The sequence below is a fragment of the uncultured Aquimarina sp. genome (genome assembly GCF_947492965.1).
GTDB lineage: Bacteria > Bacteroidota > Bacteroidia > Flavobacteriales > Flavobacteriaceae > Aquimarina.
Genome location: NZ_CANLOZ010000013.1, coordinates 30,168 through 50,638 on the forward strand (window position 1 = coordinate 30,168; position 20,471 = coordinate 50,638).

Genomic DNA, 20,471 nt, shown 5'->3' on the forward strand with positions numbered 1-20,471 from the left:
TTAGGCCGTAAAGATACTACTTTGGGGAAAGTTGACAAACAAGATTTCCTTCTTATATCATAGAAAATTACTTCAATTCAATTTTATAGGTTTATGAAAAATATTTCAGAAACTTTTCTGTAATTAGAAGAAAAAACAAAGTAAAGAAATAGTGAGAAGTATAAATTTATTTCATTAAAATCATACACAAATTGATGGTTTTCAATGTAAAAAAATATTTTTTACCTTTGTAAGTGTTATAATGTTATTAAACAAGCCCCCAATGAAATCCTTCAAATTAATAATTGTATTCGTCTTTTCTATTGTTCTTGGAAACCATATAGGTTATTCACAAAATAAGAATGCTAAGAACGCAGAGGAATATATCCCTAAAGAAGTAGTAAGTAGAACCAAAAGCAGTCCTGGATTTAGTAAGCAAAAGATGAGCAAAACTAATCGCGCAAATGGTTTAGAAAGAGATGCGATTTTTTCTGATAAAGAAAAAAATGCTAGGGCTTTAACCGCTCAAAAATCAAAAAAGAGTGGAAAAGCAAAACTTACCAAAGAACAAGCTAGAAAGAGAAGAGAGGAAAGAGTGAGGGCTATTAAGGAAGAGAATAAAAGAAAAAAGAAGACACCTTCTAAGAGGAATAAGCAATGATGTAATATCATAAAAACTGATAAATTATATAAAACTGTCTGTTTAGATTAAGATATCTTTCCAGACATTTTTTATATTCGCACATATCACACAATTCCTATGAAGAAATTTATTTTACTCTCATTTTCGGTAATAGCACTTTATTCATGCAAAAAAGACGTTTCCAGTAAAAAATCATCCAATGAACCTTTAACATTAAAAAGTGGTTTGTGGAAGGCTTCAATGACCGTTCAGGACAATGAAGAATTACCATTCCTTTTCGAAGTATTTGAAGATCAAACATTACGAATTTTTAATGCAGAAGAGACTATAGATGTTGATGAGGTGATTGTAAAAGGAGATTCTCTTTATATCAAATTCCCTGTTTTTGAAGGATATATTGCTGCAAAATTTGATGATTCTACTACAATTACAGGTAGTTTTATTAAAGAAAGCTTAAATAGAATTGTCCCTTTTAAAGGAGAATTTGGTGTTAAAGATAGATTCGAAATAGTAGCTAAACCAACGGTAGATATTCAGGGAAATTGGGAATCAGTATTCAGTCCGGATACTCCGGAAGATAAATATATTGCAAAAGGTATTTTTAAACAAAATGGAAATGTAGTCACAGGAACTTTTAGAACTACTACTGGAGATTATCGCTATTTAGAAGGAGTAATAAATAACAATAAGCTAGAGTTGTCGACTTTTGATGGAGCACACGCATTCTTTTTTAAGGCAGAGGTTACTGATAGTACTATGAACGGGTATTTTTATTCGGGCAATCATTGGAAGGAACCATTTGTGGCAAAACGAAATGAATCATATGAGCTGCCTTCAGAAGATTCTCTAACCTTTTTAAAAGAAGGATATGATAAGTTTGCTTTTAGTTTTCCAGATGCAAAGGGAAATCAGGTTTCTCTCGAAGATGAACGTTTTAAAGGGAAAGTAACTTTGGTGCAAATCATGGGGACTTGGTGTCCTAATTGTATGGATGAAACTAAGTTTTATGTGGATTATTATAACAAAAATAAAAATAAGGATATTGAGTTCGTTGCATTAGCATTCGAATATGCGAAGACTTCTGAGAAAGCTTTTAAATCTATCGAAAGAATGAGAACAAAACTTAAGGTAGAATATCCTATTCTTTTAGCGCAATATGGAACATCCAATAAAGAAAAAGCCCAGGAGAAACTACCTATGCTAAACCATGTGTTATCATATCCAACTACCGTATTTATTGATAAAAAGGGATCGGTGAGAAAAATCCATACAGGTTTTAATGGTCCTGCTACTGGTCAGAAGTACCTAGATTTCAAGCAAGAATTTGAAAGTTTTGTTAATCAGCTGTTAAATGAATAAATGATTTAACACTAATTAGTACTTGTTCTTTTTCTTTAACAATCCCGTAACATCAGGATTAAAAATATCGTCTTATTATTGCTTAATTCGTATGATTTTTCTGTCATACGAGCTGAAAGTAAATCATTTATAACTACAGTATTCAAAATTTACTATAGCAGTCTAAGGGCGCTTTTTCGATTGATTGTGTGGTAAATTATAACTGATCTGTAAAAATCTAAAGTAAAACAGATGAAACAATCTAAACTTATCATGACATTGTTGGTGGTATCAACAATGTTGTTTTCAATTGATTCTAAGGCACAATTAAATACACCTGAGGCGAGCCAAAGAGCCAAGGTTTCTCAGCGAGTAGGGATTACAGACATTACGATAGATTATGGGAGACCAAGTGTTAAAGGTCGTGAAGTTTGGGGTAAATTGGTTCCTTACGGTTTTAATAATCTAGGATTTGGTACGTCTAAAGCAGCTCCATGGAGAGCAGGAGCCAATCAGAATTCTACGATAGAATTTTCTCATGATGTAAAGGTAGAAGGAAAAGATATCAAAGCAGGGCTTTATGGTTTGCATATTGCTCTAAAAGAAGATGGAGGTGCAACGGTTATATTTTCTAAGAATTCCTCTTCATGGGGAAGTTATTTTTATGATGAAAAAGAAGATACTTTAAGAGTCGATGTTAAAACCAATGATGTTCCTCATACAGAGACCTTACTATTTTTATTTCCTTCATTTGATGCTAATAGTACAATTGCAGCTCTACGTTGGGAAAAGAAAGAAATACCATTCAAAATTGAAGTAGATGTAAATGCTATAGTGATGCAAGGATTAAAAGAAGATCTTAGAAGTAATAAGGGATTCACCCAATCTAATTGGGATAATGCTGCTAACTTTGCATTTAATGCAGGAGATTTAGATCAGGCTTTAGAGTGGGTAAATGCTTCAATAAGCGGTAACTTTTTTAGTAAAGAAACATTTGGTAACCTATCATTAAAGTCAAGAATTTTATCCAAACAAGGGAAAACTCAAGAGGCAATGGAAGTAGTTGATAAAGCAGTAGCCAAAGGAAACGCTAGTCAGGTGTTTCAGTTAGGAAATGGGCTTATTGGGCAAGGTCAAAAAGATAAAGCTTTAGAGGTTTTAAAGAATAATGTAAAAAATAGTAATGGTGCTTGGCCTTCTAATTATGGGTTAGCGAGAGCATATGCAGCAACTGGTGATTATAAAAATGCCATAAAATCTATGAATACTGCGATGGGTAAAGCACCAGAAAGATTTAAAAATAGATTGTCTGGAGAATTAGAAAAGCTTAAAAAAGGAGAAGATATAAATTAAATCATTAAAAATATACCAAGTCTATCAAGGGGTCAGAAAATTTCTGATCCCTTTTTTATGTATTTCAAAATTTAATAGTTAAGGATTTAAGTACTATGAAATAGCAAGTTCTGGCTTCTAGAAAAGGTGTAAAACTTTGACAGTATTACCATATCTTTGCACCACCAAATTTATATACATGAGTAAAGCTGTTTATATTGCTACTATAGAACCTAATAGTGGTAAATCAATTGTCGTACTAGGATTGATGAGAATGCTACTGGGAAAAGTAGCCAAAGTGGGTTATTTTAGACCTATTATAGATGATCCTAAAGAAGGAGAAATCGATAATCATATCAATACGGTAATTTCACATTTCGAATTAGATATCAATTTTAAAAACACCTACGCTTTTACACGAAGCGAGGTTTTACAAAAATATAACCAAGGTAGATCAGGAGCGATTATTGATGGTATTATTGAGAAGTATAAAAATTTAGAGGAGAAGTTTGATTTTATTCTTGTAGAGGGAACTGATTTTTCTGATGAAGGAAGTATTATAGAATTTGATATCAATGTAATAATTGCCAAAAATTTAGGAATCCCTTCTATTATTGTTGCTAGTGGTGTTGACAAGACGAACGATGAGATTTCTGGAAATTTAAAATTAGCATATGACACCTTTACAAGCAAAGATGCAGAAGTGTTAGCAATAGTGGCTAATAAAGTGGTCGATGGATGTGAGAGAGAGCTGAAAGCAAAGTTAGAAAAGGATTTTGATAATGATATAGAGAAAATTGTAATCCCTAAAATTGGAACTTTAATCAATCCTACTATCAAAGAAATAGTTAAAGAATTAGAAGGAAAAGTTCTTTTTGGGAAAGAATTTTTAAATAATCAAGCGGGGAGTTTTGGTGTTGGAGCAATGCAGTTGCGAAATTACCTTACACATCTCAAAGACAACAGTTTAGTTATTACTCCTGGAGATCGAGCGGATATAATTTTAGGAGTATTACAAGCGAATATATCTGATAATTATCCTAAAATTTCTGCGATTATTCTTACTGGAGGAATAATTCCTGAAGAACCAATTTTAAAATTAATTGAAGGAGTTTCACTCTCTGTACCTATTATTTCGGTAGCTCAAGGAACCTTTTCCATAACGAATAGAATTGGTGCTATACGATCAAAAATTTATGCAGATAATCTTCTAAAGATCAATACATCCATTAGTACGTTTGAAAAGTATGTGGATGAGGATCGTTTGGTAGATCCGTTGATAACATTTGAATCAGATAGTTTAACACCAAGTATGTTTCAGTATAACCTTCTGAAACGAGCACTAAAGAATAAAAAACATATTGTCTTGCCTGAAGGTTCTGATGAACGAATTTTAAGGGCTACATACAGGTTGCAAGCTTCTAATGTTGTAGATGTAACGCTCATTGGAGATGAGAAAAAAATAAAAACGAAAGCTACAAAACTTGATATTCCTATAGATTTTGATAAAGTTAAAATTATCTCACCTACGAAATCACCACATTTTGAAGATTATGTGCAAACGTTTTATGAATTGAGGAAACATAAAAATGTAAATCTCGATATGGCTAGAGATATGATGGCGGATGTTTCTTATTTTGGTACTATGATGATCTATAAAGGACATGCAGATGGAATGGTATCAGGCGCGGTTCATACGACACAACATACAATAAGACCAGCTTTACAGTTTATTAAAACCAAACCAGGTGTAAAAGTAGTTTCATCTGTATTTTTTATGTGTTTAGATGATAGAGTTTCTGTTTTTGGGGACTGCGCAATTAATCCAAATCCAAATGCAGAACAATTGGCAGAAATTGCTATTTCTTCTGCTCGATCTGCAGCGGCGTTTGGTATAGAACCAAAAGTTGCCATGTTGTCTTATTCTTCCGGTACTTCTGGAAAGGGAGAAGATGTAGAAACGGTACGAGAGGCTACTAAAATTGTAAAAGAAAAACATCCAGAATTAAAGATTGAAGGTCCTATACAATACGATGCTGCTGTAGATATGCGAGTGGGGCAGAGTAAACTTCCAGATTCTGAAGTAGCCGGACAAGCTAGTGTTTTAATATTTCCTGATCTTAATACTGGTAATAATACTTATAAAGCGGTGCAGCGAGAGACAGGAGCATTAGCCATTGGCCCTATGTTACAAGGATTGAATAAACCAGTAAATGATCTGAGTAGAGGGTGTACTGTGGATGATGTATATAATACCGTAATTATAACGGCAATTCAGGCGCAAGGATTGTAAAATTAGAATAGTATATGAAAATATTAGTACTAAACTCTGGGAGTTCGTCGATAAAGTTTCAATTGTTTCAAATGCCTTCTGAAGAAGTTATATGTTCTGGATTGGTAGAGCGTATTGGATTGGAAAATGCTAAAATAAGTTTTAAAACAGCCAGTCTTAGCATAGAAGATATCGAAGATATTCCTAATCATAAAATAGGATTGCAGTTAGTTGCATCTTATTTATTACATCCCGAAAAAGGAGTTGTTTCAGAATCATCTGAGATTGATATTGTTGGGCATAGAGTAGTTCATGGAGGTAGTACTTTTGCAAAAACGACTGCAATAACTTCAGAAGTGAAAGAAGAGATAGAAAGACTTTCCACTTTGGCGCCACTTCATAACCCAGCAAATTTACAAGGTATTTTAGTCTCTGAAGAAATATTTACGGATGCTAAGCAAGTGGCAGTTTTTGATACAGCATTTCATCAAACAATGCCTGTAGAAGCATATAAGTATGCAATTCCTAATGCTTTTATAGAAGAAAACGACATAAGAGTGTATGGTTTTCATGGAACAAGCCATAAATATGTATCTGAAAAAGCGATAGAGTTTTTAGATAAACAAAACGCAAAGGTTATTACTATTCATTTAGGAAATGGATGTAGTATGACGGCTGTTAAAGATGGAAAAAGTATTGATCATACCTTAGGCTTTGCACCGATGAATGGATTGATCATGGGAACAAGATCTGGTGACATTGATCCTGCAGTAATTTTCTACATGGTAAACTCACTCGGATATTCCTTAGATGAAGTTAATTCGCTATTGCAAAAGGAAAGTGGTATGTTGGGATTAACGGGTTATAGTGATTTACGAGATATTGAATCTGAAGCAGAAAAGGGTAATATCGCTTGTAAGGAAGCATTAGCAATGAACGCATATCGAATCAAAAAGTTTATTGGTGCCTATGCTGCGATCATGAATGGTTTAGATGGTATTGTTTTCACCGCTGGTATTGGAGAGAATTCTGATCTAATGAGAAAATTAGTTTGTGAAGAATTAGGATTTATGGGTATAGTATTAGATGAGGAACAAAATAAAATCCGCTCTAAAGAAATAAGAGATATTAGTGATGATACTTCTAAAGTTAAAATAGTAGTCATACCCACGAATGAAGAATTGGAAATAGCCAAGCAATCATTTCAATTGGTTTCATAATAAAAGAGATTACCAAAACTCTACAATTGGTAATCTCTTAACTTCCTTACTAAATTTGATGCTTATTTATGCCCAAATACATGTGCCATTTGGTTGACAGTACCCAAAATCACAAAATTCAAATCCATTAAACATTTGACAACACTTTCGTGGTGGTCCACAGTATACAAAGCGACGATTTGCAGCTCCTGTTATCTGTTTTTGATCTTTTTTTGTTAATGCTTTAATTCCTTTTAGTTCTAAGATTTTTTTCATTGTGTAAATTATTTAAGTTGATTTAATAAAGAATGCAACCTCCGTTGCCAGTGCATCGTCCAGGTTCGCAAAAGCTAAAGTTACCATAACTGATACGACATCTATTCCCTGTACCAAAAGGGTTAGAGGAACAACAACTAATAATAGTTCCAGCACCTTTGATAGATCTTTGTTGTCCTTTACTCAGTGTTTGAACACCATTTAATTCTAAAATTTTTTTCATCGTGTAAGTATTTAAAGTTATTTGTTCTTACCAAGATACTTAAGGTTAGAGAGTAAAAACAAAACTTGATGCTTGAGATTTATAAATTTAAAGAACACTATCTGCGTTATTTTAGTAGTAAAAATATTTTAAATCAATTGTTTAAGTGTGATAGAAGGAATTGATGATTAAAAAAGAGACCTTACTTAAAGATCTCTTTTTATATGGATTTGATTTTTTAGTATAGGATACAACCACCCCAATTTGTACATCTTCCTGGTTCACAAAAACTCCCACCTGGATAGCTAATGCGACATTTATTTCCTCCTCCTCTTGGGTTTGGATTACAACAAGTAATGCTAGTCATAGCTCCTTTAATTGATCGTTGTTGCGCTTTACTTAATTCTTGAATTCCGTCTAATTCTAAGATTTTTTTCATTGTGTAAGATGTTTTAAAGTTAATCACTTAAAATTAGTTGAATTTTCCCTAAATCAAATACGTGAAAAACTTTTACTTCTTGTGGTTTTAGAGTTTTTTAAATGATAATTGGAAATAAGACAAACGTGAATGCAATACTATTCTTATACTTCGGTGTAGGAAACAACTTATTAACAATGGTTGTAAAGCGCTAATTGCTTGTTTTTTAGCTGGTTATATGTTTCGTAAAGGCTAAATTGAAGATTGTCAACATATTGCGTAATGATTTGATAACATTTGCCTATGGTAAATGTAACAAAATAGTCATAGCTTCGGAACGTTAAAATACACTAACCTAACTCACAACACACGAAATGAAAAAAATACTACTGATGTTAGTAATGGTTTATACCGTTACTAGTTTTGGTCAAATTCCATCGTATTATAATGATGTGAATCTTTCTTTATCAGGACAAGCTTTAAAAAATGAACTAGCTTCCAAAGTAACAAATACGCAAACAACAATATTATCATATACGCCTGGTGTATGGGATGCTTTAAAACAAACAGATTTAGACCCTTCTAATTCTTCTAGAGTGATATTGATCTATGGCTTCAGTGATACCGATGGCAATTCTACCACTGATAGAACAAGAGGAGTAGATAATAATGGAGGAGGCTCTACGGATTGGAATAGAGAGCATGTGTATCCAAGATCACTAGGAAATCCGAATCTAGGAAGTACAGGTCCTGGTTCCGATGCACATCATTTAAGGCCTTCTGATGTGCAAAGAAATTCTAGTAGAGGAAATAGAAAATTTGCAGATGGTTCTGGTAATTCTGGAGTAACGGCACAGGGATATTGGTATCCTGGAGATGAGTTTAAAGGAGATGTCGCTAGAATGATGATGTTTATGTATATCCGTTATGGTAATCGATGTTTACCTTCTAACGTAGGAGTAGGAACTGCAGTTGCTAACGACACGGATATGATTCAGTTATTCTTAGAGTGGAATGCAGAAGATCCTGTGACTCAGTTAGAATTACAAAGGAATCCGATCATAGAAAATTTACAAGGAAATAGAAATCCTTTTATTGATAATCCTGCGTTCGCAACTCAGATTTGGGGTGGACCACAGGCCGAAGATCGTTTTGGGAATACTGGTGGAGATACAGAATCTCCAAGTATACCTGCTGCTTTAACTGCATCTAATATTACGACCACTTCAGCTCAGTTATCCTGGAATGCTTCTTCTGATAATGTCGGAGTTACAGGGTATGATGTATATCGTAATGGATCTTTGTTAAGTTCAACTTCAAATACAAGTTATACTGTAACAGCTTTATCTCCTGCTACAACGTATACCTTTGCGGTAAGAGCCAAAGATGCTGCAGGTAATGTTTCTGGATTAAGTACTTCTATTAATGTCACTACCGAAAATACTTCGGGTGGTGGAAATACATTATGTAGTTCAGATATAACAACGTTTCCTTATAGTCAAGGTTTTGAAAATACTATTGGTCAATGGAGGCAAGCTGGTTCTGGAGATGATTTTAATTGGGCAACACGTTCGGGTAGTACCCCCTCATCAGGAACAGGACCAAGTAGTGCAAGCGAAGGATCTTATTATTTGTATATGGAGTCATCTACTCCAAACTACTCAAATAAAAGAGCTATTTTATATTCTCCTTGTTTTGATATTACTAACGAAAGTGAAGCAACTTTTTCCTTTAAATATCATATGTACGGAGCTTCTAATATGGGAAGTCTTTCTCTCGAGGCTAGTCTTAATGGAACAAGCTGGACAACAATTTGGAGTCTTTCTGGAAATCAAGGGAATTCCTGGAAAACAGCTAATGTTAGTTTAGAAAATTATGTAGGCCAAAGAGTACAATTGCGTTTTAATGGAGTTACAGGCACTACTTGGCAAGGGGATATGGCTGTAGATGCTATAGAACTGTCTACTTCTGGAAATACAGGAGGTGGATCTACTACTAGTGATGTGAATGTAAGAATTACCTTTGATAATTATCCTGAAGAAACAAGCTGGGAAATACGAAATGATAGTAATCAAGTTGTTTTTTCTGGAGGTACTTATGGATCACAAGCAGATGGTTCTACAATCAATTTATCCAGAACGTTAGATAATGGTTGTTATACATTTATTATCTACGACACCTATGGCGACGGTATTTGTTGTAGTTATGGTAACGGTTCTTATGCATTAACGGATGCTACAGGTACTACACTGGTTTCAGGAGGTTCATTTGGATCACAAGAAAGTAATAATTTTTGTGTAGGAAATTCTGTAAGAAGTTCAGTACCTGAATCTAATTTTAAGGAAGTTTCTAATGTTTTTGATTTTAGTTTTTACCCAAATCCAGTGAAAGAAACATTAACGATACAGTCCGAGTATAGTATTTCTGGAAAATATGAAATCATAAATTATACAGGGCAAATATTAAAAACTGGATCAATTACAAAAGATCCTATTAGACTTGAAGGGATATCCTCAGGTATCTACTTTATTAAATTGACGAATGGTGAAGAAAAGTTAGTCAAAAAGTTTACAAAAGAATAATCATCTCTTTTTAAGTGTTATATACATAACCTCTACTTTATGATGAAGTAGAGGTTATTTTTAGTAAGTATAATTTATAATATAAAGTATATAAAAGTTGAGCTTGTACTTACTTTATTGAAGTTGATGAAGTAATTTTTCTGCAACCAGTTCAGATGATGCTGGATTTTGACCTGTAATTATTAATCCATCTTCAAGGGCATAAGGAGCCCAATCATCTCCTTTAGAGTATTCTGCTCCATTGTTTATAAGCATGTCTTCCACTAAAAAAGGAACTATGTCTGTTAGTTGTACAGCAGCTTCTTCAGAGTTAGAAAATCCAGTTACTTTTTTATCTTTTACCAGAGAAACTCCATCAGCGGTTTGTGTGTTTTTAAAAATTGCAGGTGCATGACATACTGCAGCTACAGGTTTGTTCTGATTGTAAAAAGCTTCAATCAGTGAGATTGATTTTTTATCATTAGCTAAATCCCATAATGGTCCGTGACCACCAGGATAAAAAATAGCGTCATAATCTTCAGCTTTGATTTCTGAAAGTGCGATTGAATTTTTTAGTTTATCCTGTGTTTCTGGATCTTGATCAAACCTTTTAGTAGCATCAGTTTGAAAATCTGGTAATTCACTCTTAGGATCAATTGGAGGTTGCCCTCCTTTTGGAGAAGCAATAGTAATAGCTACCCCTTTATCTTTTAGAAAATAGTAAGGAGCTGCAAATTCTTCTACCCAAAATCCAGTTTTTTCTCCCGTATCTCCTAATTCATCATGACTTGTTAATACGAATAATACATTTTTCATGTTATTTGTTTTTTTAGTTATGCTTTTATCATTATTGTGATTTCCACAAGAAATCAATAGTAGTGAAGCAATAATCAAATAGGTAAATTTTCTCATTGCTAGTTTCTTTTGAATAGTTGTTATTACATATATCTTTTCAAAATTACTATAACGTGATAACCAAAAAATTGATGTATGATAAGAAATGAATTTAATTTCGTGCTATTTCTTTTCGTATTCGGCTAAGGCTTTCTGAAGTGATACCAAGATAAGAAGCGATATGATAATTTTTGACTAGCTGTTCTATATTTGGATAGGTATTTACAAAATCCAGATATCTTTCTTTTGCTGTTTTGGATAAATCTCCTATGATTCTCCTTTGGAAGGATCCGATGTAAGATTCTGTTTTAAATCTAAAATATTCTTCTATTCCTGGGATCGTGGCACAGATTTCATTCATATCATCTCTGGAGAGCTTTAATAAAACAGCATCCTGTAGACATTCTATCTGGAGTATAGCTATTTCTTTTTTAAAAAAAGAAGTGTAATCGCTTATCCACCAATCAGTAATGGCAAACTGAATAGTATGTTCTTTAGCAGATATATCGGTAAAATACGATCGCAAACATCCATGAACTACATAGTATTGATACCAGGTTGTATCACCAGGAAATAATAAGTTTTCTCCTTTGGAAATAGTAATCTTAGTAAGTTTTTCATCAATCATTCGTTGATGTTCTTTACCTATATGATAACCTTTGAAGATGTTGGCAATATCCATGTATGGTTAAAGTCTTAGAGTACGTACAAAAGTATAAAATAAGAGTCCGATTACAATTCATAATCGGACTCTGTTTGATATAATAAAGATGTATTTTTTTAATTATTTAGCATTACAGGCATTACAAGCATCGTAACACTTTCTCCTTCATCTAATCCATCTGTCGGAGTTAAGATTCCAGCTCTGTTTGGTAATGACATTTCTAACTGTACATCATCAGCATTTAGGTTATTTAGCATTTCGCTTAAGAAACGAGAATTAAAACCTATCTGCATATCATCTCCTTGGTAATCACAAGTTAGACGCTCTTCAGCTTTATTAGAATAATCGATATCTTCTGCAGAGATATTTAATTCTGCCCCAGCAATTTTTAATCTGATCTGGTGCGTCGTTTTATTCGAGAATATAGAAACTCTACGTACAGAATTTAAGAATTGTGTGCGCGCAATACTAAGTTTGTTAGGGTTTTCTTTGGGGATTACTGCTTCATAATTTGGATATTTACCATCGATAAGTCTACAAATCAATTGTGTTTCATCAAAAGTAAATTTCGCATTAGACTCGTTATATTCAATAAGAACATCAGTATCACTTCCTGCCAATATACCTTTTAGAAGGTTTAGTGGTTTCTTCGGCATAATAAATTCTGCGGACTGAGAAGCTTTTACATCCTCTCTAGAATATTTTACCAGTTTATGAGCATCAGTAGCTACAAAGGTTAAACTCTCTGTAGAAAACTGAAAGAACACTCCACTCATTACCGGTCTAAGGTCATCATTACCTGTAGCAAATATAGTTTTACTAATAGCAGTAGCAAGAATATCACCCATCACATTCGTAGCACTAGGATCTTCTAATTCTACTGCCTTTGGAAATTCTTCACCATCGGCATAAGCAAGTGCATATTTACCGTGGTTAGAACTAATCTCTATAGTATTATTATCCCCTGCAACAAATGTAAGTGGTTGCTCTGGGAATGTCTTTAATGTTTCTAATAGTAACTTTGCAGGAACAGCAATAATTCCTTCGTCTCCAGATTCTACTTCTAACCTAGCTGACATAGTAGTTTCTAGGTCTGAAGCCGAAACGGTTAAGGAGTTGTTATCTAATTCAAATAAAAAATTATCTAGAATTGGTAAAGTATTGCTGTTATTAATTACTCCACCTAATACTTGAAGTTGTTTTAATAAATACGAACTGGAAACTATGAATTTCACCCGTTTAATTTTTTAGATTAATACTGTTTTGCAGTGGTCATTATAAAAATGGCTAACGCAAATATAATTGTAATCTCCAAGCTTGTTGGCATTCTAAAAACGTTAGTTATTAACAAACGGGTAGGAGTTATCGACTATCCTCGATTGGTTGTTTAGATAACTTAAAAATTCTTTGATATCAAATGATACACTATCGAATGTGATTGTTATTATCTATGAGCTGGTTATGATTTTGAATGCTTAAAAATAGGTTTACTACCAAGTTTAGAACTACTTTATATAGTGGAAATGTATTAAGATGTTAGTGAAATGTATTTTTGTTAGTTTTCTTCTTAGGATTCGACTGATCGGTAAAATTCTTATTCAGATAATAATGGCATCTAAATTTCAGTATTCCCTATTACTATTATTTCTTGGGCAGTTACTTTTTGCACAGCAAAAGACAAATCCTAATAACCAAAGTGAAGAATTAGGAAAGGTAACCTGGTTACGGGATTATGACACAGCCTTAAAACTTTCTAAAATGGAGAACAAGGATGTGTTGATCTTATTTCAGGAAGTGCCAGGTTGTAGTACCTGTCGTAATTATGGACATAATGTACTTAGTCATCCATTGATGGTAGAAGCAATTGAAAACTCTTTTATTCCCTTAGCTATTTTTAATAATAAAAAAGGGAAGGATGCAGAAATATTGAAAAAATATAAAGAACCCAGTTGGAATAATCCTGTAGTTCGTATTGTAGATTATAATGGAAATAATGTTGTGGGAAGAATAGGAAATGATTATGAAGCGATTACCTTAGTACAACGTATAATAGAAGCTTTGCAGAAAAGAGGAAAAGTAGTGCCAGAATACATCAACTTATTAGAAAAAGAACTATTAGCCACAAATACCCAAAAGGCTTATTACAGAATGTCTTGTTTTTGGAGTGGTGAAAAAGAATTAGGAAGACTGCCCGAAGTACTTAGTACAGAATCAGGATTCATGGATCATAGTGAAGTAGTAGAAGTGATTTATAATTCTAAGGAAATAACTAAAAAAGAGCTAGATAATTATGCGAAATCTAATGGAATGAGTTTGATGGATCGTAATAAGTCTTACCGATCATCGGCAAAGGATATTCATTACTACTTACAACAAACTAAATTTGTATATCTACCACTTACAGAACTTCAGAAAACAAAAATAAATAGTGCTCTTGGAGATGGTCGTCCTACACAACAGTTTTTAAGCCCTAAACAAAAGAAATGGCTCCAAAAGATTAAGAGTTCTAGTGAAGTATTATTTACTACAGATTTTGTAAAAGCCTGGGATAAAAAAACAAAAGAAATGGATGGAATCTAAGGTTTTGATAATATTATTCGTCATCCATTAATTTATCAGTATAATGAGCCTTGTGCTTTGGTTGTGCAAATCGTTTTTCGTTATAGGAGTTGGATGTTCCTTTGGCAATGGATAGAGATTTCCAATCTTGATCACAAATCATTTTTCCAAGAAATACAATTTGTCCTATATGATAAGAATAATGAGCTAATTGTCTATTAATAGCCTCAGTAATCGAATGTTCGATATTTCGGATATAGATCGGTTGATCAAAATTTACGTCATTTACACTATCTAGGGCATCAAATAAACATTGCCAGCCTTCATTCCATTTCTCTAATAATTCTACTTTAGATTGTATATCGTTTTCAAACTCTTGATCACGAGCTCTCCATTTCTTTTCACCATCCGTAGTTAAAAAATCAGTCCATCTGGATTTCATATTACCCCAAAGGTGTTTTACAATAATGGCTATACTATTACTTTCCTCATTATATTGCCAAAATAACATGTCTTCATCTAATTGGTCTATTGTTCGCTCTCCTAAGGATTTGTAGTACGAAAATTGTTTTTTGATTCCTTCTAAATATGATAATTCATTCATATTAAGAAGATAAGCATTTTGCTAACGGAGTGCTTTCTAAAATAGTTAAATAACATTTTCATAACATTATTGAGGTGCAATTGATTGTAGTTTTATTGGGGAAATTTCACTTTTTAAAAATATTATTTTACAATTAACTCTTTAAACTTACACATCATGAAAAAAAGAATTTATGCAATTTCTGGAGTAAAAACTTTGTCTAAATCTTCACAAAAACAAATCTTTGGAGGTATGCCAGGTTCGTCTGATTGCTTTAGTAAATGCTTTCCATTGTACCTTTCTGATATTGATGGTACGATGTGTGCTATATTTAGTCCTAGTGGAGAAATTTGTTATGGAACTATTAGATATGATGAATGTTGTATCTAAAAGCTACTTCTAAATTGATAAGGAAACTCTTTATGAGAGTTTTCTTATCAGTTTTGTAAATAAATAAGATATTATGGTCTGGTATATTTTCTTTTTCTCAACCAAGAGAAGAGTAGACTAAAAAGTCCAAGAAGTATTAGTGGAACTATGATATTGATAACTTGCCATAAGGTTCGAGTTTCTACCACTTTTTCTATATTTAGAAAAGCAATATTAATCTCTTTTCCTCTTACTTCGGTTAAACCAGAATCGTCCAGCAAATAATTTACAGTGTTTAAAAGAAACTCTTTATTACCGTATTGTAGATTAAGATACGGGTCATATCCTAGAGTAATCGGTCTTCCTTTTCTGATTCCATTTTTGATTACATCACCATCAGCGATAATTACCATTTTTGTGTCTTCACTTTGGTCTTTATTATCGCTTAATGAAAAAGGTTTTACTCTGTCTTTATATGCTGATTTAAAGTTACCTTCTAGGAGCACCGCCAAATTATGTGTTCCTTCTGTATAACTTTCCATATCTGGTTTCTGTCCTATGATGTTGTCTAGTTTGATTTCTGCAGGAATTCCTTCCAATTTAGAACGTTCGGAGCTCGTTAATAATACGGTCTTTTTTACATCATTTTTAAGCGTGTCGATCTGGTTCGAGAACTCGAACTTTACAGATTCAATATTTTTTACAATTGGATGATTGCTGTTACTTTTAGTTAGTGATGCATAATACCAAGGATGAGGTGTAAACTGTGTATTATTTCCTTCTCCAGAGGCAAGCATGAGCGGGGCAGAGTATAAGTCATTTACCAATACTGGATTAATACGTACTCCGTACGAAAATAAAGCATCTCCTAATCGTAGATCTTGCATAAAGGCAATTGCAGATCCTTTGGACTGAGGTTTGAACAAGCTATCAATCTCCATTGCTACAGATTCTACCATCCATAATGATTTACCACCATCCATGATAAACTGGTCCATTACATATTTTTCATTTTCAGAAAAAGCTTCCGTCGGTTTTGCATTGATTAGTAAATCAAATTTTTTTAGATCTTCTAAGGTTTTCTTAGGATTCGATGCTACGGAATCTAAAGTAAAAGCGCCAACAAAATAATACTCTTGTAATGTTTTAATAAAATCAGCAATCTTTGCATCTGGTAGTTGCCCGTTTCCTTTAAGTACTGCGATTTTGTGTTTCTTTGGATGGATTAGTTTTTTAAGCGCATCGGCATAAACATATTCTAACTGCTGTATAGAATTATTTACACGTTCTTCGGTTGTAGCTCCAATGGTGTTTTTTACCAAAGCGACTTTTACACTTCGCTTTTGGTAATTCATGATTGCCCATGGCACTACAGTTTCGATTTCTGTCTTACCACTTTCCTGCACACTTACTTCCATTGGCGTAAGTCCCAGGCGTTGTAATTCTTCGAGTGTTTCTTTTCTAAATTCTTCCTCTTCTAAAGGATTTGTAAATACGTACTGAATCTTTGGATTAATCGAGTTAAATTCCTCTACTATTTGTTTGGTTTCATTTTGTAATCTTCTGAACTCTGATGGAAAGTCACCATCCAAAAGTATATCAATCGCAATGGGTACTTCGGCTTCTTTTAATAGGTTTTTCGTCGCTTCCGATAGTGTAAATCGCTTATCTGCTGTAAGGTCAAAACGATTATAAAATGACGATCCTAGAAGATTGATAATTACCACTGTAATGGTGGCAAAAGAAGCAAGCTTACTAATGGTTTTCTTAGTATTTTTACTTAGAATAATCGATGTAAGAAATATAAAAATCGAAATGATACTCAAAAAATAGATAATATCTCTGGTATCTAAAATTCCTTGACTAATACGCTCGTAATGTAATTGAATTCCGATTTGTTCTACGGTATAATCACCAGCACCTAATAGTTGGTAATTGGCTAATCCACTAAATCCAAAGTAAAATAGAAAGCACAGAAAAAGTCCTATCAAAAAGGAGACAATCTGATTATTGGTTAATGATGAAGCAAAGGTTCCTATCGAGGTGTAGGTGGCTCCCAATAATAAGAGTGCAATATACGAACCAATGGTACTACCACTATCTAAATTTCCAACGGGATTACCCAATTGGTAAACTGTAATAACATACAACAAACTAGGCAGCAATGCGATGCAGATTAATGCTAAACTTCCTAAATATTTTCCTAGAGCTAGTTGCCAATTTTTAATAGGTTTGGTAAGCAGTAATTCTAAGGTGCCTTGTTTTCTCTCTTCGGCAATACTACGCATGGTTACTGCCGGAATTAAAAACAATAAAATCCAAGGCGCCACTAAAAAGAAAGGTGTTAGACTAGCAAAACCACTATCTAGGATATTGAACTGACCTTTAAAAACCCACAGAAATAGACCATTAAGAATTAAAAATATACTAATCACTAAATATCCTACAGCGGACGCAAAAAATGTATTAATCTCTTTTCTTATGATTGCTAGCATATGCCGGTACTCTCTTTTGATGTAAGTTACTAGAAGGTGAAAATAAGGATTTTGTTTTTACTGATCCTACATCTTGGTGTTACAATTCTTCAATTTTTTCCACACTCCAAGCTTCTGGTTTTTGATTGAACTTAGTTTTGGTGTTTGCCCAAATATCTTTAAATAACGCAGAGTTACGATAGTTATTGAGATGTTCTTCAGATTCCCAATGGCTATAGGTGAAAAATTGATTCGTTTGGTGTATATCTCTAATCAGTTTCAGATGTTTACAACCTTCAAAATTTCGGATTTTATCTTTGTTTTTTTCAAAGTTTTCTAAAAATGCGTCTATCTGTTCTGGTACGAAACCTAATTTTACAATGCGTATGATCATTTTTATATAACTGGATGAGCAAAGCTACAAAGTTTTGCGTTAGGGATAGCAGTGGCATCCTTTTTTCTCAATAGAGTTGAATCTTCAGGTAAAAGGGTAAAGAAAAAAGATATAACGGATAGCCCGCTCGAACGCCATTGTTATAATGTGATCATTCAAAAGTAATGCTAACCGTGTCCCTAAAATATAATCCAAATAGGCTAGAAGCACCACCAACGGTTCTGGGATTACTCTTATAGATCGCCAATTCGAGATATCCAGAAGAATTAAAAACCGCCAATTTCTTACCGTCCTCTTCACGTTTACTTTTCTCTACATCAAAATTGATGGCATCGCTATAACGCTCATAGATTTTGCTAAATACTGCGCTTCTGGCAGTAATCTTAAAGCTTCTTCCTTTGCCAATATCCTCAAAAAGTTTACGAGTGATATTGGTGATAAGGTTACCATAATTATCGATGTATATAATACTTCCTACAATCTGCTTGTCTCCAAGATTTACGATAGGAGTTATTCCTTTAATAAGTTTTATTTCAGCAGTAGGTTTACCGATTACCTCAAGAGTACCTCCTCGTGCAATATGACAAGCCACTGCCACAAAAACATCAAGTACCGGAAAGTTGGTTCCTATAGCATCATGAATATTGATTTCTACAATTTTTTCGGGTCTAAATTCTGAAGCAATTAAAGAAATCAATCCATTATTGGCACAGATAAAGTAGTGATCGTCTAATAAAACAGCGATATGTTTATTTTCTGGATTGAGTTCACTGTCGATTCCTACGATATGAATACTGCCTTTTGGGAAGCTTTTGTAGGCATTTTGAATGATATATGCTGCTTCTGTAATATGAAAAGGAGAAATCTCGTGCGAAATATCAACAATTGTAGCTTCTGGTAATTCGGTATAGATAGCACCTTTAACCGCAGACACAAAGTGATCTTTGATTCCGAAATCTGTAGTTAAAGTTATTATTGGCATCGATAAGAATTGTTAATATCTTTTGATTATAAGCGCTTAAAAATATGTAAATTTGCTAAGAAGTTATTCAAAGTTTTTTTGAATCGAGAAATCTATTAATAAAAACCTACGAGTTTATCATATTAGACTACTATACGCATTATATGATTATTACTAAAATTCAACTTGTACTATCATTTTCATTTTTGATTCCCCGACAAAAACTTCAAATAATCCCGATAGCCATTGGGAGCACAAACTTAGTCAATCCAAAAAACAAATCATACTAAAATTACTATAGCTTTTGAACGAACTTATTATTGAACTAACAGAAATTAATCCAAGAGAGTTTTTCGGACTCCAAAACAGTAATATTCAATTATTAAAGAAATATTTTCCTAAACTGAAAATTGTTGCTCGAGGAAGTAAACTAAAGGTATACGGAGATGAGGATATGCTCGAAGAGTTTGATATGCGCCTAAATATGCTTTTAGAGCATTTTGGAAAATACAATAAACTCGATGAAAATGTTATTGAGCGTGTATTAACCAGCGATAGTAAAGCGGATTACGAAACGTCTGCTGGTAGTGGAGAAACCTTGGTACATGGAGTAGGCGGTAGACTAATCAAAGCACAAACAGCTAATCAGCGCAAATTGGTAGAATTGACCAATAAGAATGATATGGTTTTTGCGATTGGTCCTGCAGGAACTGGTAAAACCTATACCGGTGTTGCGCTAGCGGTAAAAGCATTGAAGGAAAAACAAGTACGAAGAATTATACTAACCAGACCAGCGGTTGAAGCTGGTGAAAATCTTGGTTTTTTACCAGGAGATCTAAAAGAAAAATTAGATCCCTATATGCAACCACTGTATGATGCGTTACGGGATATGATTCCTGCAGAAAAGCTAGAGAGTTTTATAGAGAAAGGAGTTATCCAGATAGCTCCCATGGCGTTTATGCGTGGTCGTACCTTGGATAATGCATTTGTGATCTTGGATGAAGCACAAAATACTACCCATGCGCAAATGAAGATGTTCTTAACACGAATGGGTAAGAATGCTAAGTTTATGATTACGGGAGATCCAGGACAAATAGATTTACCACGTAGAGTAACTTCTGGATTAAAAGAAGCTTTGTTGGTATTAAAAGGCATCTCTGGAATCGGAATCATCCATTTGGATGATAAAGATGTAATCCGACATAAATTGGTGAAAAAGGTAATTGCAGCCTACAAAGAGATCGAAAACCGAAATGGGTAGATTTAGAGAAATGAGTACTTAAGTATTTTAGTATTTGAGTATGTAATTCTTTTTACAAAGTATACAGACGGATTGGTTAAGACTGTTGTTTT

19 protein-coding genes are annotated in these 20,471 nt (G+C 33.5%); 9 read left to right on the plus strand and 10 right to left on the minus strand.

Going from position 1 to position 20,471, the window contains the following annotated elements:
- Window positions 1-262 precede the first annotated feature (262 nt).
- The 5 genes from Q1B37_RS22150 to Q1B37_RS22170 all read left to right on the plus strand — a co-directional run bounded on the left by Q1B37_RS22150 (window position 263) and on the right by Q1B37_RS22170 (window position 6,784).
- Window positions 263-640, plus strand: a complete 378-nt coding sequence (locus Q1B37_RS22150; RefSeq protein WP_299902658.1) for a hypothetical protein — start codon at window positions 263-265, stop codon at window positions 638-640.
- A 99-nt stretch (window positions 641-739) separates the two neighbouring features.
- A complete protein-coding gene (locus tag Q1B37_RS22155) occupies window positions 740-1,981 on the plus strand; it encodes a peroxiredoxin (RefSeq protein WP_299902660.1) in 1,242 nt (413 codons plus the stop codon).
- Between the two features lie 231 nt (window positions 1,982-2,212).
- Window positions 2,213-3,313, plus strand: a complete 1,101-nt coding sequence (locus Q1B37_RS22160) for a DUF2911 domain-containing protein (RefSeq protein WP_299902662.1) — start codon at window positions 2,213-2,215, stop codon at window positions 3,311-3,313.
- A 178-nt stretch (window positions 3,314-3,491) separates the two neighbouring features.
- On the plus strand, window positions 3,492-5,585 hold the full coding sequence (gene pta, locus Q1B37_RS22165; protein ID WP_299902664.1) for a phosphate acetyltransferase: 2,094 nt from the start codon (window positions 3,492-3,494) through the stop codon (window positions 5,583-5,585).
- Between the two features lie 14 nt (window positions 5,586-5,599).
- The gene (locus tag Q1B37_RS22170) at window positions 5,600-6,784 is read left to right on the plus strand and encodes an acetate kinase (RefSeq protein ID WP_299902666.1); all 1,185 of its coding nucleotides are present in this window, start codon (window positions 5,600-5,602) and stop codon (window positions 6,782-6,784) included.
- A gap of 66 nt (window positions 6,785-6,850) precedes the next feature.
- Here Q1B37_RS22170 and Q1B37_RS22175 read toward each other — a convergent pair whose 3' ends face one another.
- The 3 genes from Q1B37_RS22175 to Q1B37_RS22185 all read right to left on the minus strand — a co-directional run bounded on the left by Q1B37_RS22175 (window position 6,851) and on the right by Q1B37_RS22185 (window position 7,680).
- The gene (locus tag Q1B37_RS22175) at window positions 6,851-7,039 is read right to left on the minus strand and encodes a hypothetical protein (RefSeq protein WP_299610412.1); all 189 of its coding nucleotides are present in this window, start codon (window positions 7,037-7,039) and stop codon (window positions 6,851-6,853) included.
- A gap of 22 nt (window positions 7,040-7,061) precedes the next feature.
- Window positions 7,062-7,262 (minus strand): hypothetical protein, encoded by a 201-nt coding sequence (locus Q1B37_RS22180; RefSeq protein ID WP_299902668.1) that lies wholly within the window; start codon window positions 7,260-7,262, stop codon window positions 7,062-7,064.
- A 217-nt stretch (window positions 7,263-7,479) separates the two neighbouring features.
- The gene (locus Q1B37_RS22185; RefSeq protein ID WP_299902670.1) at window positions 7,480-7,680 is read right to left on the minus strand and encodes a hypothetical protein; all 201 of its coding nucleotides are present in this window, start codon (window positions 7,678-7,680) and stop codon (window positions 7,480-7,482) included.
- A 353-nt stretch (window positions 7,681-8,033) separates the two neighbouring features.
- On the opposite strand from Q1B37_RS22185, the gene Q1B37_RS22190 reads away from it, so the two are divergent.
- Window positions 8,034-10,241, plus strand: a complete 2,208-nt coding sequence (locus Q1B37_RS22190; protein WP_299902671.1) for an endonuclease — start codon at window positions 8,034-8,036, stop codon at window positions 10,239-10,241.
- A gap of 114 nt (window positions 10,242-10,355) precedes the next feature.
- Here the strand turns inward: Q1B37_RS22190 and Q1B37_RS22195 are convergent, their stop codons facing one another.
- From Q1B37_RS22195 to dnaN, 3 genes are all read right to left on the minus strand, one after another.
- Window positions 10,356-11,132 (minus strand): type 1 glutamine amidotransferase domain-containing protein, encoded by a 777-nt coding sequence (locus tag Q1B37_RS22195; protein WP_299902673.1) that lies wholly within the window; start codon window positions 11,130-11,132, stop codon window positions 10,356-10,358.
- A 94-nt stretch (window positions 11,133-11,226) separates the two neighbouring features.
- Window positions 11,227-11,796: a Crp/Fnr family transcriptional regulator gene (locus Q1B37_RS22200; RefSeq protein ID WP_299902674.1), complete on the minus strand. Its 570-nt coding sequence runs from the start codon at window positions 11,794-11,796 to the stop codon at window positions 11,227-11,229.
- Window positions 11,797-11,894: 98 nt separating this feature from the next.
- Entirely contained in the window at window positions 11,895-13,013 is a 1,119-nt protein-coding gene (gene dnaN / locus Q1B37_RS22205; RefSeq protein ID WP_299902675.1) for a DNA polymerase III subunit beta, read from the minus strand.
- Between the two features lie 373 nt (window positions 13,014-13,386).
- Here dnaN and Q1B37_RS22210 point away from each other — a divergent pair, with 373 nt between their 5' ends.
- A complete protein-coding gene (locus Q1B37_RS22210; protein WP_299902676.1) occupies window positions 13,387-14,358 on the plus strand; it encodes a VPGUxxT family thioredoxin-like (seleno)protein, type 2 in 972 nt (323 codons plus the stop codon).
- 13 nt (window positions 14,359-14,371) lie between these two features.
- On the opposite strand, the gene Q1B37_RS22215 is transcribed toward Q1B37_RS22210, so the two are convergent.
- Entirely contained in the window at window positions 14,372-14,941 is a 570-nt protein-coding gene (locus Q1B37_RS22215) for a DUF1572 family protein (protein WP_299902678.1), read from the minus strand.
- A gap of 156 nt (window positions 14,942-15,097) precedes the next feature.
- Here Q1B37_RS22215 and Q1B37_RS22220 point away from each other — a divergent pair, with 156 nt between their 5' ends.
- Window positions 15,098-15,310 carry a hypothetical protein gene (locus Q1B37_RS22220; protein WP_299902680.1) on the plus strand — a complete coding sequence of 71 codons (213 nt, stop codon included), beginning with the start codon at window positions 15,098-15,100 and terminating at the stop codon, window positions 15,308-15,310.
- Window positions 15,311-15,381: 71 nt separating this feature from the next.
- Here the strand turns inward: Q1B37_RS22220 and gldG are convergent, their stop codons facing one another.
- The 3 genes from gldG to Q1B37_RS22235 form a co-directional block, all read right to left on the minus strand.
- Window positions 15,382-17,784, minus strand: coding sequence for a gliding motility-associated ABC transporter substrate-binding protein GldG (gene gldG, locus Q1B37_RS22225; RefSeq protein ID WP_299902682.1), 2,403 nt, complete (start codon window positions 17,782-17,784; stop codon window positions 15,382-15,384).
- A 79-nt stretch (window positions 17,785-17,863) separates the two neighbouring features.
- Window positions 17,864-18,157, minus strand: coding sequence for an antibiotic biosynthesis monooxygenase family protein (locus Q1B37_RS22230; RefSeq protein WP_299610433.1), 294 nt, complete (start codon window positions 18,155-18,157; stop codon window positions 17,864-17,866).
- A gap of 151 nt (window positions 18,158-18,308) precedes the next feature.
- Window positions 18,309-19,139: an SAM-dependent chlorinase/fluorinase gene (locus tag Q1B37_RS22235; protein WP_299902685.1), complete on the minus strand. Its 831-nt coding sequence runs from the start codon at window positions 19,137-19,139 to the stop codon at window positions 18,309-18,311.
- 283 nt (window positions 19,140-19,422) lie between these two features.
- On the opposite strand from Q1B37_RS22235, the gene Q1B37_RS22240 reads away from it, so the two are divergent.
- Window positions 19,423-20,379 (plus strand): PhoH family protein, encoded by a 957-nt coding sequence (locus tag Q1B37_RS22240; RefSeq protein ID WP_299902688.1) that lies wholly within the window; start codon window positions 19,423-19,425, stop codon window positions 20,377-20,379.
- The last annotated feature ends 92 nt before the right edge of the window (window positions 20,380-20,471 follow it).

What these genes read in the sequence shown, in the direction of transcription:
- Q1B37_RS22215 (WP_299902678.1), bottom strand. Translation starts at nt 14,941, where the DNA reads ATGAATGAATTATCATATTTAGAAGGAATCAAAAAACAATTTTCGTAC.
- Q1B37_RS22230 (WP_299610433.1), bottom strand. Translation starts at nt 18,157, where the DNA reads ATGATCATACGCATTGTAAAATTAGGTTTCGTACCAGAACAGATAGAC.
- pta (WP_299902664.1), top strand. Translation starts at nt 3,492, where the DNA reads ATGAGTAAAGCTGTTTATATTGCTACTATAGAACCTAATAGTGGTAAA.
- Q1B37_RS22175 (WP_299610412.1), bottom strand. Translation starts at nt 7,039, where the DNA reads ATGAAAAAAATCTTAGAACTAAAAGGAATTAAAGCATTAACAAAAAAA.
- Q1B37_RS22220 (WP_299902680.1), top strand. Translation starts at nt 15,098, where the DNA reads ATGAAAAAAAGAATTTATGCAATTTCTGGAGTAAAAACTTTGTCTAAA.
- Q1B37_RS22155 (WP_299902660.1), top strand. Translation starts at nt 740, where the DNA reads ATGAAGAAATTTATTTTACTCTCATTTTCGGTAATAGCACTTTATTCA.
- Q1B37_RS22200 (WP_299902674.1), bottom strand. Translation starts at nt 11,796, where the DNA reads ATGGATATTGCCAACATCTTCAAAGGTTATCATATAGGTAAAGAACAT.
- Q1B37_RS22210 (WP_299902676.1), top strand. Translation starts at nt 13,387, where the DNA reads ATGGCATCTAAATTTCAGTATTCCCTATTACTATTATTTCTTGGGCAG.
- Q1B37_RS22170 (WP_299902666.1), top strand. Translation starts at nt 5,600, where the DNA reads ATGAAAATATTAGTACTAAACTCTGGGAGTTCGTCGATAAAGTTTCAA.
- Q1B37_RS22195 (WP_299902673.1), bottom strand. Translation starts at nt 11,132, where the DNA reads ATGAGAAAATTTACCTATTTGATTATTGCTTCACTACTATTGATTTCT.
- Q1B37_RS22190 (WP_299902671.1), top strand. Translation starts at nt 8,034, where the DNA reads ATGAAAAAAATACTACTGATGTTAGTAATGGTTTATACCGTTACTAGT.
- Q1B37_RS22185 (WP_299902670.1), bottom strand. Translation starts at nt 7,680, where the DNA reads ATGAAAAAAATCTTAGAATTAGACGGAATTCAAGAATTAAGTAAAGCG.
- Q1B37_RS22235 (WP_299902685.1), bottom strand. Translation starts at nt 19,139, where the DNA reads ATGCCAATAATAACTTTAACTACAGATTTCGGAATCAAAGATCACTTT.
- Q1B37_RS22160 (WP_299902662.1), top strand. Translation starts at nt 2,213, where the DNA reads ATGAAACAATCTAAACTTATCATGACATTGTTGGTGGTATCAACAATG.
- gldG (WP_299902682.1), bottom strand. Translation starts at nt 17,784, where the DNA reads ATGCTAGCAATCATAAGAAAAGAGATTAATACATTTTTTGCGTCCGCT.
- Q1B37_RS22150 (WP_299902658.1), top strand. Translation starts at nt 263, where the DNA reads ATGAAATCCTTCAAATTAATAATTGTATTCGTCTTTTCTATTGTTCTT.
- Q1B37_RS22180 (WP_299902668.1), bottom strand. Translation starts at nt 7,262, where the DNA reads ATGAAAAAAATTTTAGAATTAAATGGTGTTCAAACACTGAGTAAAGGA.